This window comes from Pseudomonas oryzihabitans, from assembly GCF_014522265.1.
Classification (GTDB): domain Bacteria; phylum Pseudomonadota; class Gammaproteobacteria; order Pseudomonadales; family Pseudomonadaceae; genus Chryseomonas; species Chryseomonas aestiva.
The window spans coordinates 1,418,662-1,435,336 of record NZ_CP017024.1 but is presented as its reverse complement, the minus strand read 5'-3'; the positions used below and the strand labels follow the sequence as shown (position 1 = coordinate 1,435,336).

Below are 16,675 nucleotides of genomic sequence, written 5' to 3'. Positions count from 1 at the left end.
TTCCCGTCCCGAACTCGCCCCTGGTACGCCCTGCTGAACCTGGAGGGCGAGGCGCTGCTGCGCGCGGCCTACCCCTACCTGCTGGGTCGCGAGATCGATCCCGAGGGGCTGGCGCATCATCTGCAGCGCCTGCGCGCGGGTGAAGACAAGCTCGAATTGCTGGCCGGCCTGCGTGATTCCGCCGAAGGCCGTGCCCACGGCGCTCCGGTGGCGGGGCTGCGTGGCGCGCGCCTGCGCCGGCGCTGCCGCCAGTTGCCATTGCTCGGCAGCCTGTTGCGCCGCTGCCCGAATGCCCAGCGCCAGCAGCGCGACGCCGCGCGCCACCTGGCCCTGCATGAACGCCTGGAAGCCCATATCCAGCGCCACGAGCAGCATTACCGGGTACTCAGCGCCGAACAGCAGGTGCTTGGCGCCCGCCAGGCCACGCCCGATCCGGCCCTGGCCGAGCTGCGCGAACGCCTGCGCCTGGCCGAGAACCTGAACCAGGAACTCCGCGCCCGCCTGACCGCCCTGGAAAGCGCGCCGCGCGCGGCGGCGTCCCAGCCGGCGCTGGCGACTGCCGTCCAGACACCCGAGATGGATGCCGCCGAGGCACCGGCCAGCAACCTGCCCAGCGGCACCGTGCCCGACAGCTTCTATCTGGCCTTCGAGGATCGCTTCCGCGGCAGCGCTGAGACCATCAACGCGCGGCTGTCCTACTATCTGCCCACCATCGCCGCCAACCCGGCTCTGGCTCGCGGACTGCCGCTGGTGGACATCGGCTGTGGCCGGGGCGAGTGGCTGGCACTGTTGCCATCTGAGGTAGAGCGCCTGGGCATCGACCTCAATGCCACCAACGTCGAGCTGTGCCGCTCCCGCGGCCTGCCCGCCGAGCACACCGATGCCATCGCCTGGCTGGCCGCCCAACCGGCCGGCAGCATCGGCGCCGTCTCCGCCTTCCACGTCATCGAGCACCTGGGCTTCGAGCGCCTCAACCAACTGCTTGATGTCTGCCTTCACGCCCTGGCGCCGGGCGGGCTGATCCTCTTCGAAACGCCCAACCCGGAAAACATCGTCACCTCGGCCAACTACTTCTGGACCGACCCCACCCATATCCACCCGTTGCCGCCGGCCTTCACCGAATTCCTGGTGCAGTTCAAGGGCTACGCCCAGGTGGAGATCCACAAGGTCAACGCCGTGGAACCCGAGCATCGCCTGCATGAAGACAGCGAAGTGGCTCGCCACGTCGACCGCTGGTTCTACGGCCCGCAGGACTACGCGGTGATCGCCCAGCGGCCTTGAGGCTTGCAGGCTTCCGGGCCCCAGAAGCCCGGAAAATGCCGCTTTCGTGCTCGCTCTGACACGACCCTTTCCCGGCAATCGGTAGCGAAGGGATAGCCTCGAATCCGCTAAAAAGTGTGAATTGGTTCACTTTTTTCTGTGATCCGCGTGACTTGTTTTGTATCCTCCCTCCGGATCGCCGAGCAAACCTGGCCGCTTCCACACCGGTCACTGCCTCGCATCAGCAACCAAACCTTCAGCTAGGGACAGCCTGAGGTCGTTGACGACCTCTACCGGAGACCAGGGACATGGCCATTACCGCATCGCAGATTCAGAATCTCTATATCGCCTATTTCGGCCGCCCGGCCGAGCAAGCCGGCCTCGATTATTGGAGTACCCAGGCGGACCTGACCGTCGAGGGCCTCAGCGCCTCCTTTGCCGAACAACCCGAATACCAGGCCGTCTATGGCGATCTTCCTCGTGAAGAAGTGGTCGCCCAGCTCTACCAGAACCTCTTCGGTCGCAAGGCCGAGGGCAACGAGCTGGACTACTGGATCGCCAGCGACGACATCAGCGTGGACCGCATGGCCCTGGCCCTGGTCAACGGCGCCCAGTCCACCGACCGTGAATTGCTCGATGGCAAGACCGAATTCGCCGCGGCGATTACGGCAGCGCAAAGCGATGCCAGTGACATTGCATCGGTAAAGGAAGCCTTCACCGATGCGAAGCTCACGATCACCGTTGAAGGGACGACCTATACACTCGAACAGTACGCCCGCGAAGTCGGTTCCCTTGGTCAGTTCTACCAACTGGCAGCCAACCAGGTAGCGGCGGTCGAACCTGCGCCGGCTACCCCGGCGCCTTCCGTACCTGCGGCAGATCCCTATGCCTACGCCTTCAACGGTGCTCTGGGCTTGCAGGATGGTCTGGGCAATTCGACGACCAACGTGCGCCTACCAGAAGGCACAACGACGACTACCATCCAGCTGAACGATGCCGCTGGTGGTACAAGAATCCAGCTGATGGATGCGCTGACCAGCCTTACGCTGCAGGGGACCGTCAGCAGTGCCCCCAACTCGAACGTATACATGCTCCTGACGGACATGGCATACCCGCATACTCTGGCCGAATTGAACGTGGCCATCAGTGGCGGTGATCGGGCCGTACCAACCAAACTGTTACTCTCGAGTTGGCATGCCCTCACAACCGTCGATGGAGCGGCCTCTAGCGGCAGTCTGGAGCTGAGTCTGGATGACTCGTACAGCCTCTCGCGGCTGACCACGGGCAGTGGTGATGACCTCCTGACCGTCAGGCATGGTGGCAGGGATCTGGTCGTAGAGGCTGGAGCGGGTAACGATACGGTTCAGGTGAGCGACGTCTATTTCGCCACCAAGCCCACCCAGCATACGACCTCGGTAACGCTGGGCGACGGCAAGGACACTTTCAGCCTCTTTACCCTGAGCAATCTGGGGCAGATGTACCTCGGTACGGCAGATAGCCTTGCTGCCGCCAACGCTGCCCTCCAGCAGGGGCTGGTCAAGGTGACCGATTTCACCTCCGAGGATCGCCTGGAGCTTGGTGCCAACTACCGCGGACTCTCCGCTGGTGGTCAGTTCGTGGCTCAGAGCGACGCCCAGCAACAACAGATCGAGACGGCTGCGACCCTGGCCGAAGCGCTGCAACTGGCGGCTAACAATGCCGCTGGCGATGCCAACCTTGCTCGTAGTACGGCTTTTCAGTACCACGGCAGCACCTACCTGTTTCTCGACCACGCCTTGAGTAGCACCGTGACGGTAGGGGATGGTCTGGTCGAGTTGACGGGCTATACAGGCCCGTTGGATGGCAGCAATTTCAGTTTCGTCGCCGATGACGACAATCCGCAGTACAGCATTGGCAGCCAGGGTGTTGCCGAGCTGGCCGATGGCAATCCGGTGCCACACTTGCGTTTCCACGCTGGCGTGACGGATGCCACGATCACCTTGCAGGAAGCCCGGGGCCACACCGGGCTGACCTTCGACGATGCGAACACCCTGACCTCCCTGACCCTGTCGGGAACCGCAGCTTCGGCGGGTTTACAGCTGACCATCTCCGAGGATTACTTCTATACCGATCAGCTTGCCAGCCTCACCCTGAAGGTCAGTGGGGGGGATACCGAAGTCCAGATTTTCGACATGACGGCCCTGAGTCGGCTCGATGCCTCTGCGTCCTCCGCCAACCTCAAGATCAGCGGGCTCTACCAGGATCTGCCGGGCTCCCTCAAAACCCTGCTCAGTGGCAGCGGCAATGACCAGCTGCTGCTGGCGTCCGGCAAGAATGCCCTGACCGTCGATGCCGGTGCGGGCGACGACACCCTGATACTCAAAGGTGCGGCAGGTCGTGATCCATCGGCAGGCTATGGCCTCTCCATGACGCTGGGGGCAGGTAATGACTTGCTCAAGCTGATTGGTCTGAGCAATCTCCTGGGCAATTTCGCGACCGGTGATGCCGATCAGGTGGCCAGCGCCAATACGGCTATCGGTCGAGGTCTGATCAAGGTCACCGACTTCTCGGCAGCCGACAAGCTCGATGCCTCGGTAGTCTTCGCTGACCCCACAACCGGCAGTCTGGTACGCCAAAGCGCTACCCAGCAGGATGCCGTCGGCAATGCGGCCAGTCTGGCGGAGGCTCTGCAATTGGCGGCTAGCAACGTTTCAGGTGCCGAGGCTCATAGCACTCTGTTCCAGTTCAACGGCAACACCTACCTCTTCGTCGATCATTCTGCCGCGACTGGCGTAGCGACTGGCGACGGCCTGATCGAGCTGACCGGCTTTACCGGGGCTTTGGATAGCCAGCACCTCATTATCGCTGCCTGATTCGGCGTGTGAGGGTTGCCACCACCTTAGGATCTCTAAAGAAGAGGTGGTGGCCTGCCTACCGCAGGGTTGGCCGGGATTCACGGTCAAGTCTCTACGCCCTCAGTCGCTTGGCGACGACGTGATTCCCTCGTGACCCTGCCCATGGAAAAAGCCCCTGCTCCATCGCTGGAGCAGGGGCTTCTTTATTACCGAGCTATCAGACGTTCGCGATACCCAGGCCAACGATGCTGTCACCGGCAGCGAAAGGCGTGCCCGCCAGCTTGATCAGCGTATCGTTCTCCACATAGGTGGTACCGCTGCCGGTGGTCTCCACATAGGCATAGGTGTCGCCCCCGAAGAGGAAGACGCTCAGGCCGTTGTCGGTCGTTGCTCCAGTGGCGGCAGTGTTCAGCGCATCCGCCAGGCTGCCTGCGGTCGACAGGTCCTGAACGGTCGCCTGGTCGGATGCCACGACCGTAGCGCCTTGCAGGGTGATGGTGTCGGCCGTATTCGCCGTTCTGTAGTCGGTGATGGTATCCAGGGCACCGAGGGTCGAGGCGTTGTTCGCGCCGAAGACGAAATTATCGATACCTGCGCCCCCAGTCAGGATGTCCGCACCCTTGCCACCGCTCAGGGTGTCAGCGCCAGAACCACCCTTAAGGACCAGGGTGCCATCGGCTTCCGCGCTACCATCGATAGTGACCGCACTGGTGACGGCAGATGCATCGATGGTCAGTGTCTTGCCCGCGGCTACCGTCTGATCCGTAAGCGTCAGGGCGTTATCGGCCACGTCCGCTAGGGTCAGGGTAGTAGTGTTGGCCAACACCACGTTATCCAGGGCGCCGGCGGTGAGCTTGTCGGTCAAGGTCACGCTGTTCAGGCCAGTAGCCGACAGCTCCGTACCCGTGGTGATAGCTTCCAGTACGCCTTGCACAGCGGTCAATTCACCAGTGATCGCGGTCAGGGCGTCGGCGGTGATTTTGCTGGTAGTCGCGTTGTTGATGGCGGTCAGAGCGGCCGCATCAGCGCTGGTATCGGTCAAGGCAAGGGTACCTTCGCCCGGGAACTGGATATTGGCCGCAGCGGCACTGGCGATGCTCAGGGTGGTACCGGCCGGTACGGTGATGCTGTTGATGGTGCCTGTCACCGTGGAGGAGCTGCCATCGCTGGTAAAGACGAAGCCGCCATTCTCTTGAGCGACCGTCAGGGCTGCGCCTGGATTGTCGAAAGTCACGGTGCCGTCCTGGCCCAAAGTGGCGGCGAAGGCCGGAGTCGGCTCGGGTTCAGGCGTCGGCTCGGGTGTGGGCGTGGTATCCGTGCCCGTGGCCTGGGCGACTGCGGCGGCAACCGCTGTATCGAGATTGGCCAGGGATTCGTCGGTGGCGTCGATGTTGCTCAGAAAATTGCGACCCACGGCCAGCGCATCCGCATCGCTGTAGCCGGTCGCACCGCTCGCCGCGACGCTGGTGGTGAAGGCATTGGCGGCGGTGAGCTTGTTGTTGGCCGCCGTGACGTCGGAGTCCTGGGCGCCCAGCAGAATGGCCAGGGCCGCCTGGGCCTGATCGACAGCGCCGCTTTCGATCTGCGCCTGCCAGTAGGCCGCGCCAGCATCGTCGGCTTCGCGCTTGAACAGATTGGAATAGATCGAGCTGATGGTCTGGTTGGTGCTCATCTCGCCGTACAGGGCTGCGGACTCTTCCGACGCGGAAAAACCGGAAAGCACCAACGACAGATCGCCTCCTTGGCTATCGACCTGATCGGCCCAGTAGGCCAGACCTGCCGGGTCCGCCGGGCGACCCAGGTAGGCGAGATAGATCTGTTGGATTTGATTCGTGTAATCCGAAGCGGCCATAGCTTTCATCCCTCTAGAAAGTTGAGCGAAGTGCCCAGGGACTGTGAAACCTATCACGGCTAAATAGACATACGATTCACGATTGTTGCGCTAAATGAAAAAAGCTGGATGTGGCAAAGTGCCTTCTATACGAAAAGTAGTCTGGAAAGAGGATTAAATGCTTCGCTCGTTTCGCCAGCGGTAAAGATGGTCGGAGGCTCATCCAGGCTTCCGTTAAGTGCAAAGAATTGCAGCTAACGGGATGCAGACGCGGCCCCAGCTCCCCGTAGGTTGGCGCTGAGCGCAGCGAAGCCCAACATGCCGAGGATGCAGCGCTTCTGTAGCTGCATTTTCTAATGGCTGCTTTGGAACAGAAAGAAAAGCGGTCGCATAAGAAGCAAGTCGGCAGGTACAAGTAGCGACGTTTTGATAGCCGGGTCAGGCTAAAAACTGATCAAAGCCGTCTTCGCATGCAGCTCGGAAGCTAGATCGCAGCAAAAAGCTTGGCTGGCTAATAGCGGCATCTGGCCAGCTTTTGGCCGGTTTTGAGCGCTTTTAACCCACTTATGGCTACTTGAAGTGCGACCGTTCGTCCGCCCGTAGACACGACCATTGGTTAGGGGAGAGGTAGGGCGTCGATCGCAGACGGTCGTAAAAGTGGAGCGAATGGTCCAGACGCAAAAGCCAGCGAAAAAAGGGTCTGCGTCAGATTTATGGCTTTTTACAGCGGTTTGTGACCGTTAAACGACGATTCCCACGGCTATGCCAGCAGGTTGAGAACTTTAGTCTCTATATCAGCGCACTCAGGGTGATGTCGACCCGATAGGTCTCGGTACGATCAATCCATCTGAGTAAAGCGTGAAAGGCTCTGAAGAAACGCTTGTTCCCGTCACAAAGGTCTGTGTAGGATTGCCGCCGATACCGCTGCTTTGTACGACGAACGCACATCCTGGATGTGAACCTCTTTACAAAGCCGTTATCGAAACGAAACCCATCATGGGGGCTTCGCCCCAGCAGTTGGGGTGAGGCGACAGGCCGGGGCCGACGGGCACCCATCCATTGACGGAAGGCCTGAAGTCGAATTCGACAAAATCTTAGGAGATGCAAGGAAATGGCTGTTACCGCTACCCAAGTTCAGAACCTGTACCTGGCCTACTTCGGCCGTCCCGCTGAAAAAGCTGGCCTGGCTTACTGGACCGCTCAAGCCAACGCTACTGTTGATCAGATCAGTGCTTCCTTCGCTCAGCAGCCCGAATACACCGCTTCGTTCGGCAGCCTGACCCGCGCTCAAGTTGTGAACCAGCTGTACGTGAACCTGTTTGGCCGCTCCGCTGCCAGCAACGAACTGAACTACTGGATCAACAGCACCGACGTAACCGTCGACAAGCTGGCCCTGGCACTGACCAACGGCGCCACCGGTACCGACCGCGTACTGCTGGACAGCAAGATCCAGTACGCTACTTCGGTTACCGCTGCCTCGTCCGCTACCGCTACCGGTTCTACCGTCAAAGGTGCCTTCACTGACAGCACCGCTACCGTCACTGTATCTGTGAACGGCACTGCTACTCCCGTTACTCTGGCCACCTACACTGGCGCTACTGCTGGTACTACCGCTATCGGTACTGCTGCTCAGTTCTACACCCTGGCCGCTTCTCAGCTGGCTAACAAGTCGGTCTTCGCTATCAATGGCAGCGCTGTTCAAGATGCCAACCTGACCAACGCTACTTCCGTAGTGTTCGCTGACGGTACCACCAGCGCTTCCATCGCTCTGAACGCCGCTAGCGGTGCTTCCACTCTGACTCTGGGCGATGCTAGCACCGTTACCGGTCTGACCCTGGCTGGCACTTCCGGTACCGCTGCAAACATTACTGGTACTACTACTACCATCAACGTCACTGAAGCCGGCAGCACCGACGTGCTGAGCTCGCTGACCCTGAATGTGTCCAGCGCTGCTACCGCTCCTACCAGCACTACCGTTGCCATCACTGGTACCGACGCGCTGACCACCATCAATGCTTCTGGCTCCACCGTCGGCCTGACCATTGATGCCAGCACTCTGACTTCCGTGACCAGCCTGACTGGTGGCTCGGGCAACGATACCCTGGGCATCTCTTCCGGTAGCAAGGCCGTTACCCTGAACGCTGGTGCTGGTGACGACATCGTCAACCTGAACGGCGTTGCTGGTACTAGCGCTACCGTTAACCACGTTGCTTCCATCACTCTGGGTGCTGGTAACGACACTCTGAATGTCAGCGCCCTGACCAACCTGGTTGGTTCTTTCACCCTGGGTACTCAGTCTGGCCTGTCCGACGCTAATGCCGCTATCGCCAATGATCTGATCAAGGTCACTGACTTCGCTGCTGGCGACAAGATCGTTCTGGGCACCAACGTTGGCGCCATCAACACTCTGACTGCTGCTCAGGCTCAGACCGTTGCTGCATCCGCTACTCTGGCTGATGCTGCTAACGCTGCTGCCCAAACTCTGGCTTCGCACACGTCTGCTGCTGCTGCAGTATCCTTCGTGTTCAATGGCAACACCTACATTCTGAACGACGCAGCTGGGACCCAAACTGTTGCCTCCAGCACCCTGACCGCTGGCGACGGTCTGATCGAGCTGACCGGCTACACCGGTGGCCTGACCAGCGCCAACTTCGCTCACGCCTAATCGCGTTAGTGATGTGAAAACGGAGAGCCTCGGCTCTCCGTTTTTTTTGCTTTAAATAAATTAAGTAGCTAATCGTCAAGATAGAGAGCCTACGCCCGAGTCAGGCGATTTATCCTAATGAGTTTATGCACTACGGGTGCTTAGCAAGATCTCATCAGCTAGGTACGAATATCCGAGTTGAGCGATGCTCGATAGGTTGCCGTTCAGGCTGTGGTCTCCTACAGCAAGCACGCCTTCAGTCGCACCTTGGGTACATCAAGTGAAGGTCGTGAGGTCATCCAAACTCATTGATCAATGAGTACAGCTTTTCGGTCTGAACTTGGCAGGGGCATCAAAATCTCCAATGCTCTCAGATGTCACTAATGCTCCCGTGCATACCCTTCCGAACGCCCGCCACGCGTGAGCTGCAGCCCTCCAACTGCGGCATCCTGACGATTGACAGCTCAACGCTTTTCGTCGGCTGTCATTGCAAATTAATCTCTCAGTCCCCAATTCTTAATAAATTCGTTAAATGGATAGCAAACCTTTGCACGCACGTCGTGCCTGGATTGAACGCTTGGTCAATTTTCGGTTTCCTATCGCCGATAACGAGGCGCCCATGAGCCCTCGACCTTCCTTGCATCTCCTCAAGGCCAACCCGGACGCGGCGCGGCCTTTTCTTTTGCCTGTCAAAATGTGAACTCCGTATCGTTTTCTCTCCCGGCTTGCTATACAGGCAGGCTAGCGGTGGCTGCCATGGGGGCGGCTGCTTCAGGGAGGAAACACGATGGCTACCGGAGATATTCGAATCGATGCGCTGCTGGAGCCGGGGCGTATCAGCCTGGCTTACAACCACCAGCCCGGCACGGGTGCGGTCATCAGCTACAGCTTTTTGCGTCAGGGTCCAAGTGACTACGCGGTAGATGATTTCCGCATGCTCGATGCTGGCCAGCAGGCCGCGGTGCGCTCGATGCTGACTGAATTTTCCAGCCAGATCGGCGTGACCTTTCAAGAGGTCGAGCAGGGCGGCTTGCTGCAATACGGCCTCTATTCCGGACGCGCCGGTGTGCCCAAATCACCTGACCACCAAGCCGAATCCTATACTCGGGATGGCGGCAGTGTGGTGTGGTTCAACTGGACGACGCCCCAGGTGGCTGACCTCAGCCGTCTACCGGGTCTGCAGTTGCTGGTACACGAAACCGGGCATGCACTGGGTCTCAAGCATCCTGGGGAATACAGCCAATACGACAAGGGCCCTTATCTGCCTATCGAGCTGGCTACGGCAGCTAATACGGCAATGGCCTACAACACCGGCGGTGCCAAGCATCTCGGTGCCTTCGATCTCTTGGCCTTGCAGTATCTCTATGGGGCGCCAGGTAATGCTGTGGCGTCCAATCCGATTACTGTTGATCAAGGCTTCACTTATGGCAGCTACTTGAACGACGCCATCAGCTTTGACTGGCACGGATATACGGGACCTTATGCGCCAGTGATCAATGGGCTGACTGGGCATGACGAGCTGACGATAAATGCTTCTTACAAGAGCGCATCCGTCAATCCAGGTCAGACCTCTGTGCTGTACAACGAGGACGGCGGTAATTACGGCGCCGTTGTTCTACAGAACGTCGAACGCGTGCATTTCACCGACCGCAGCCTGGCCCTGGATACCGAAGGCGTAGCCGGTCAGGCCTATCGTCTCTATCAAGCGGCTTTCGACCGCACGCCCGACAAGCCCGGCCTGGGCTATTGGATCGACAAGATGGATGCCGGCGCCAGCCTGTACCAGGTGGCCGCCGGTTTCGTCGCCAGCAGCGAATTCCAGGCACTCAATGGCAGTTCGCCTGCACCCCAGGCACTGGTCGCCAGTCTCTACGGCCATGTGCTGGGCCGCACCGCCGAACAGGCCGGGCTGGATTACTGGACCTCGCAACTGCAAAGCGGCGCGCTGGACGCGGCGGGCCTGCTGGCCAGCCTGTCGGAGTCGGCAGAGAACCGGGTGCTGGTCTCGGGGCAGATCGCCCAGGGGATCGAGTATCAGCTTTGAAGAGGATAGCCTTCTGCGCTCCAAAGATGCAGAAGGCGCTCCTATACTGGATTGCAATCAGCTGGAAAGTGCCTGGCGAATTTTTTCGCCACTTTCAGCATCCAGGCCGAACAAGGTTGTCATAAAGCAATAATTGATGCCGGTAATGGCTTTGATGCGCGCGGCAGTCATCGGCTGGCTGAGGCGTTGGAAATTCAGTAATCGCCTAAAGTATTCTTCTTGGCGATACTCCTCTTCGATTCTATCTTGATAGTTGCGTTTTTGCAGGTGCTTGTCCGCTTTTCCCCAGCCCACGATGCCTTTCCCTGAGCGATAGAGAAACACTGTATCGCCAGGTTGGATGCGCTCTATCTTGAGCTTCCATGGCTCGAAGTAGGCAGCAGCCTTTCCTTCTTTTAGCATGTCTTCGTGGTCTAAAGGGCTATTGCTGTAATTGGTGTTCAATAGCCAGTAACCACCTGCCAAATCTTCGTAGGGATTATCGCCTGTTCGAAAGGCTGCCATTTCCAATTGAACTTGGCCAGGTTGTGCCGATTCATAGACACGATAAATCCAGGGCCGTACATCCAGGCTGCAAGAGCGCCAATAGCGGATGGCTTCGCGCGTTCGATGGTCAACGCCGTTGGTTACTACCACGAAAACTTGGCGCTGATTGTATTTTTCTTCCGGCAAGGCGATTCCAAACGTCGCCGCATGAGCCTGTGCTAACGTTTGGGAGGGATTTTGTCGCTGGTACAGCGCGTTGAGATCGGGATAGGTCGAGCTGCCGAAGATCTGACCGTAACGCAGTACCTGAAGCAGATTCGAGCTCTGCGATTCCCAGGCCTTGAGTTCGAAGATGAAAAGATTTCCATCCTTGTCTACAGCCATCAAATCTGGCTCTTCCTGCCATTTGCGAGACTCCATGAGCAGGATGAGCTCGTCATCGGCAATCAGGCGATCCAATGTCTTGAACAGGATGTTTTGAAGATCCTCTTCGCTCAAATCGAATGTCTTGAGCGTGCGTGCAGGTGCGCGCACGGCGTCCTTGGTATGGCGATCGATGTTCAGTAACATGATTATCTCTGTCGGTAATTACACGAAAGATTTGAAGCCTGAGCCAAAAGACGCTACATCCAGTTCGACTTCATTGCTCGTGCATGCCTGTCCCTGAGTGCTTGGGAAGGAAACATAGCCCTTTAGCCAGAACTGTCTACGAGCTGAGGCAAGAGCGTAACCTGAGGAAAACTCAGTTCCCTCCAAGCGTTGTGGTGCCTCCCATGGTGCCGAGCGTTGGCGGGCACAGATTGCAACCACTAGATGTGCCATCAAGGGTAGTTCTGGCATCAGGGTCTCGTGAAAGTAAGGCCAGAACTCTTTGTCTCCCTCACTGCCACGCCACCCTTTATTAAAGCGAACTTCTTCCAGGCTTTCGTAAGGGTGTGAATGGAATGTTCCGACCAGATCGAGCTGCGGCCAGTAGCGACGGAAAATATCCCGCTTGGCAGCCACTGAATCGAGATTAGGCGCAACCGAGTCCTGACGGCGATCCGCTGAAACTTCTACCGTAGCAGTGGTGCATACGATCCGCGCTGGCCGCTGATCGAAGGCTGGGATGCAATAACCCCAGAGCAGCCCGAAGGTCTCGATCTTACCTAGGCCGTCTTTCTTACGCGCAGAGCGCTCCTTATCAAATTCATAGGCCTCGATGGCCGAGGTCAGCAGCTGGGGGGTTACTGCGTCTTCGATGATGATATGGGCTGTCATGGGAACATCCTTGTCTGTTTGGATGTTCCAGCTATCGGCACGATCAGCCCTGGCTTTAGCGAACCAGGCTGCTGTTGCGCACTGCAGATTTGAAACCGCGATAGTGGCGGCTCAGTCGTGGTAGCGTCGAATCCGTGGCCCGCGAGTCTGCAGATCCTGGGTGCAGCCCCGGCTGAGATGGCCGGTGCTGTGGTCGAGGTCGCGCTGGATATCCTTGATCACCGTGCTCAGGGTGGTCTGGCAATCCAGTGCGCGCCAGGGTATGACCTTGGTCACCGAGGCCCCATGGGCCTTGTCGTTCACGGTGAAGACCAGACTCTGATCCGCCTGGCGCGCTACCGCCTGGCAGGCGTGCGGATCGAAGGCGGCGATGAGCTGATCGATAGCGTCTTTCATGACAGGTCCTCTTGGAAGAGACAGCGCGCTGTCGGGATTCAATAGAACGCCCGGGTCAGGAGAGGTTCATTCCAGAGGGCTTCGAGATCGCGTCGGTTCAGGAAGGTCAGGCTTCGGCGGCGTTCGCTGTGCTCAAATGCCAAAGGCACCGCCGAGCATCCCTGCTCGGGTGCGGATCAGCCGACGACAGCGTTCGACAGCGGGTCCTGGGGCAGTCCGACCAGACCCACCAGCGGCTGGCCCTGGGTGAGTTCGACGCCCGGATGCTGTTGTTGAAGCTGATCGATGCGGGCCTGGGCCGACTGGCCATCGGTCACGGTAGTGAGGACGCCGGCAAGATCCGGGCGCTCGCCCTGCTGATCGAGGCGCGCTGCGTACTTGGCCACGGCGACGCGGGCGGCCAGGTGCGTGGCATCGCTCTGGTGTTCGAGGGCGGCGGTGAGGTAGGTGGCGATGAAGCTGTCACGGGGCGCGCCTTGGTCCAGGTCGGCCGTCCAGTAGGCCAGGCCCGCCGCGTCGGCGGGGCGACCCAGGACATTCTGGTAGAGAAAGTCCACGTAGGCGCCGTTGTCGAGCTGGGTCCCGGCCTCGCCGTTCTGCTGACCGGCGGCATAGAGGCTGGCGGCTACCTTGCCCAGGGTACCGGTCTGGCTGCTCACTTCGCCGGACCAGTAGCTGATCCCGGCGAAATCAGGCGCACGGTTGAAGGCCGCGACATAGAGCGCCACGAGAAGGTCGGTCTGGTTGTCGGACAGACCCGGAAGCGTGAGGCTGACGGTGGGGATGCTGGGGTCGGCCACGGAAATCGTGGGGGTCGGCGCAGCCCCGGGCGAGGGTTGCCCCGGATTCAGCGCGGCAAGGCTGAGCACCCCGTCGGCGAACTGGAAGTTCTCGACCCCGAGCACGCTGTCCCGACCATCCGGGGCGCCACTGCGCAGGTCGGTGAAGGTCAGCACGCCATTGAGCTGCTGCAGGATCGAATAAAGGCTGCGCGCGCCGGAGAAGACGGCCGTGTCGTTGCCAGTGCCGCCGAACAGCTGGTCGTTGCCGGCGCCGCCCTCCAGGATATCGTCGCCATCACCGCCTTCCAGGATGTCATTGCCGGCGAAGCCCTGCAGCCGGTCGTTGCCACCCAGGCCCTTGAGCAGGTTGCCGCTGTCGTTGCCGATCAGCAGGTCGGCCGCCGGGCCGCCGGTGGCGTTCTCGATGAGCACGCCATGGGCGATGGTGAAGCCACCGGTCAGGGTTTCCGACGTGGAGAGCCAGCCGCCACCGCCTACTTCCGCCTGTAAGGTAGCCGGGCGAAGGTCGAGCTTGGCGCGGCTGGTGCCGGTGTAGCGGATCTCGTCGATCCCGCCGGTATCCCAGAGCGTGGTATAGCCGCGGTTGGCATCGACATCGTCGCTGAAGGTATAGACGTCGTTGCCCGTCGCGCTGCGCCGGGCGCCGTACATGGCTTGCAGCGCCGCGATGTCGAGGGCGCCGAAGGAGCCCGGCTGGGCATTGAGCGAGGTGTCGAAATCCACCTGCGGTGTGAAGGGATTGTCTTCGCCCCAGAAGGGATAGGTGTAGCCCATCACCGAATAGATCTGGGAATTGAGGTGGCCGGTGCCCTTGCTGGCGGGATCGGTCACGCCCGGCAGGGGCGCGATGCCATTGCTTTCATCGTGGGGATGCTTGAGTCCCAGTGAATGCCCGAGTTCGTGAAACCAGGTTTCCGAATAGGTGCCCAGCCGCACGACGGCGGCAGACCCCGGCACATTGGGGTCGATGCCTACCACGGAGTCGACGCTGGTCACGCCGGGCGCCGGAATGCCGGCCTCGCCGCCGCCACCTTCACGCAGACGGAAGTTGATGTTGCCGGGCTCGGCGACCTGGGTGAAGGTCAGGTTGGTGAAGGCACTGGCATTGGCCAGGATCTCGCGATAGAAATCCTGCCAGTCGCCCTCATTGAAGTCGGGGATGCCATTCCGATTGATATCGCCGTAGGCGAAACTATAGGTCAGGGCCTGGGTGTTCCAGGCGTTGCCGATCAGTTGGCCATCGACGACGGGGTTGCCGGTAGCAGGAAACGAGCGGTACAGGTCACTCATGCAGGGCTCTCAAGGCAGCGGGATCTCATCCTTGAGGGCAGGGCGGCTCGCCACCGAGGCGGCAGAAGAGGCTAGCGAAGTTCGCTGGCCTCTTTCCAGAGCGGTTCGTCAGAATCACCAGAGGCCTGGTCGGAGCCGGGGATTCACTTCATGTTGCTGAAGGCCGCCGAGGTGCGGGCGTCGAAGTTGCTCTTGTCGCTGTCGCCCAGGCCGCGCACCATGGCCAGCACCAGGGTCTGCGGCTTGACGTTGCCGTTGCTCAGCTCGCCGACCCAGTAGTTGAGACCTGCCGTTTCGGCGCTGCGGCCGATGACGTTGGTGTAGACCTTGCTGACCAGTGCCGCATTGCTCAGGCCTTGGTACTGACCGCGGTATTCGGGGCTTTCGGTGAAGCTGGCGGCGATCTGGCCCACGTTCATCTCGCCGGAGGCGACGCGGTTGGCCCAGTACTGCAGGCCGGCCAGATCCGAGGCGCGGCCCATGTACGCCAGGTACAGCTGCTGGATGCCATTGAGATCGGCCTGGCTGGCGCTCTTGGGCGCCTGGGCGCCAGGACCAAAAGTGCTGCAGCTGCTGCCATCCAGGTACTTGGCCAGGGTCGGCCACTGCGGACGGGTCTGGCCGTTCACCGGCTCCACCGACATGTTGTAGTTGGCCCAGCCCGGGCCGGCCGCCCAGTAGGTGGCCGGGATGCAGTTCTGCTTCAGGTAGGCGAGCATGTTGTCCATGATCACGTTCCAGCGCGGATCGCTATCCGGTATGCCGAATTCGCCGATGAAGCCGCGCTTGCCGTTCTTTTTCAGCCATTCCACGAAGGGCCGAACCCGCTGCACGCCATAGTCGTCCGCATAGGCGGCGGCGCTGGTGTTGGAATAGTTGCCGCCACCGCCGTCACCGTCGAAATAGGTGTGGGCTTCGAAGATCAGGTTGTTGACCGGATCGCGCAGGGCGAGCAGCGAGTCGTTCCACTGCGGCCAGCGGGTGGCCTCGGCCCAGCCGTTGCCCTCGATGAAGATCGGCCGCACGTTGTCCACGCTGCGCACGCCGTTGATGCCGTACTGGGCGGCCACGGGCCACTGGGCGGTGGCGTCGTGGGGTTCGTTCATGATGTCGTAGCCATACAGCGACGCCTGGCTGCTCCAGCGCTGGGCGATGCGGGTCAGCACATCCTGGTAGTGGTTGTAGCCGACGCTGCCGGTGCCGATCACCGTGCCGCGGTATCTCATGTAGTTGTGCAGATCCAGGATGATCTTGATGCCGTGGTTCTGCGCATAGAGGAAGGTGCGATCGATCAGGCCGGCATAGGTCGGATCGAAGGCGCCGCCCAGGCTGGGTTGCAGGCGTTCCCAGATGATCGGGAAGCGGACCAGCTTGACGCCGCGCGCGCTCCACTGCTGGAAGTAGGCCTCCACCGGAAATATGTAGTTGCGCTCGTTCAGGCCCGGCAGCACCTGGCTGGCGAAGCCGGCGCCGGAAAGGTTGAGGCCGACCAGCTCCACGGCACGCGCGGGGGCGGCAGCGCCCAGCAGGGCGCCAAGGGTCAGGATGCCGCCCAGGGCGGCCAGGGTTTTGCGAAGGGTCATGAGGGTACCGGGATAGGTGCTGCCGCCGGGCTCCTGCCCGGCCTGCCAACTACAAAATTCTGGCGACTGTCCTCAGCCAAGATTTGGCGCTTTCTTGACGCTTACCGGCCCAGTTTCAAATCCTGTGCCAGGGCTCAATCGTTTCGTCTCTCCTCGCTGATTCGGCCAGGCCCCGCTTTTCTTGACCCCCGATTGCCAGGGCGCCGACGAGGTGTCGGCGGTGGGAACGGGCGGAGACGTTCAT

General features: G+C 60.4%; 10 protein-coding genes. 4 read left to right on the top strand and 6 right to left on the bottom strand.

Annotation, left to right across the window (positions count from 1 at the left end; genetic code table 11):
* Positions 1-156 precede the first annotated feature (156 nt).
* Positions 157-1,281: a class I SAM-dependent methyltransferase gene (locus BGI51_RS06575; RefSeq protein ID WP_187980654.1), complete on the top strand. Its 1,125-nt coding sequence runs from the start codon at positions 157-159 to the stop codon at positions 1,279-1,281.
* Between the two features lie 287 nt (positions 1,282-1,568).
* Positions 1,569-4,112: a bluetail domain-containing putative surface protein gene (locus tag BGI51_RS06570; RefSeq protein ID WP_187980653.1), complete on the top strand. Its 2,544-nt coding sequence runs from the start codon at positions 1,569-1,571 to the stop codon at positions 4,110-4,112.
* Positions 4,113-4,311: 199 nt separating this feature from the next.
* Here BGI51_RS06570 and BGI51_RS06565 read toward each other — a convergent pair whose 3' ends face one another.
* Positions 4,312-5,946: a DUF4214 domain-containing protein gene (locus BGI51_RS06565; RefSeq protein ID WP_187980652.1), complete on the bottom strand. Its 1,635-nt coding sequence runs from the start codon at positions 5,944-5,946 to the stop codon at positions 4,312-4,314.
* A gap of 1,090 nt (positions 5,947-7,036) precedes the next feature.
* On the opposite strand from BGI51_RS06565, the gene BGI51_RS06560 reads away from it, so the two are divergent.
* Together BGI51_RS06560 and BGI51_RS06555 are read left to right on the top strand one after the other, a co-directional pair.
* A complete protein-coding gene (locus tag BGI51_RS06560; RefSeq protein WP_187980651.1) occupies positions 7,037-8,590 on the top strand; it encodes a beta strand repeat-containing protein in 1,554 nt (517 codons plus the stop codon).
* Between the two features lie 766 nt (positions 8,591-9,356).
* Positions 9,357-10,613: a DUF4214 domain-containing protein gene (locus tag BGI51_RS06555; RefSeq protein WP_187980650.1), complete on the top strand. Its 1,257-nt coding sequence runs from the start codon at positions 9,357-9,359 to the stop codon at positions 10,611-10,613.
* A 57-nt stretch (positions 10,614-10,670) separates the two neighbouring features.
* Here BGI51_RS06555 and BGI51_RS06550 read toward each other — a convergent pair whose 3' ends face one another.
* The 5 genes from BGI51_RS06550 to BGI51_RS06530 all read right to left on the bottom strand — a co-directional run bounded on the left by BGI51_RS06550 (position 10,671) and on the right by BGI51_RS06530 (position 16,431).
* Complete coding sequence (locus tag BGI51_RS06550; RefSeq protein ID WP_187980649.1) at positions 10,671-11,669, bottom strand: hypothetical protein; 999 nt, start codon at positions 11,667-11,669, stop codon at positions 10,671-10,673.
* Positions 11,670-11,687: 18 nt separating this feature from the next.
* Complete coding sequence (locus BGI51_RS06545) at positions 11,688-12,359, bottom strand: hypothetical protein (RefSeq protein WP_187980648.1); 672 nt, start codon at positions 12,357-12,359, stop codon at positions 11,688-11,690.
* A gap of 111 nt (positions 12,360-12,470) precedes the next feature.
* Positions 12,471-12,755, bottom strand: coding sequence for a hypothetical protein (locus BGI51_RS06540; protein WP_187980647.1), 285 nt, complete (start codon positions 12,753-12,755; stop codon positions 12,471-12,473).
* Positions 12,756-12,931: 176 nt separating this feature from the next.
* Positions 12,932-14,848, bottom strand: a complete 1,917-nt coding sequence (locus BGI51_RS23750) for a DUF4214 domain-containing protein (protein WP_187980646.1) — start codon at positions 14,846-14,848, stop codon at positions 12,932-12,934.
* Between the two features lie 143 nt (positions 14,849-14,991).
* A complete protein-coding gene (locus tag BGI51_RS06530) occupies positions 14,992-16,431 on the bottom strand; it encodes a cellulase family glycosylhydrolase (RefSeq protein WP_187980645.1) in 1,440 nt (479 codons plus the stop codon).
* Positions 16,432-16,675 lie beyond the last annotated feature (244 nt).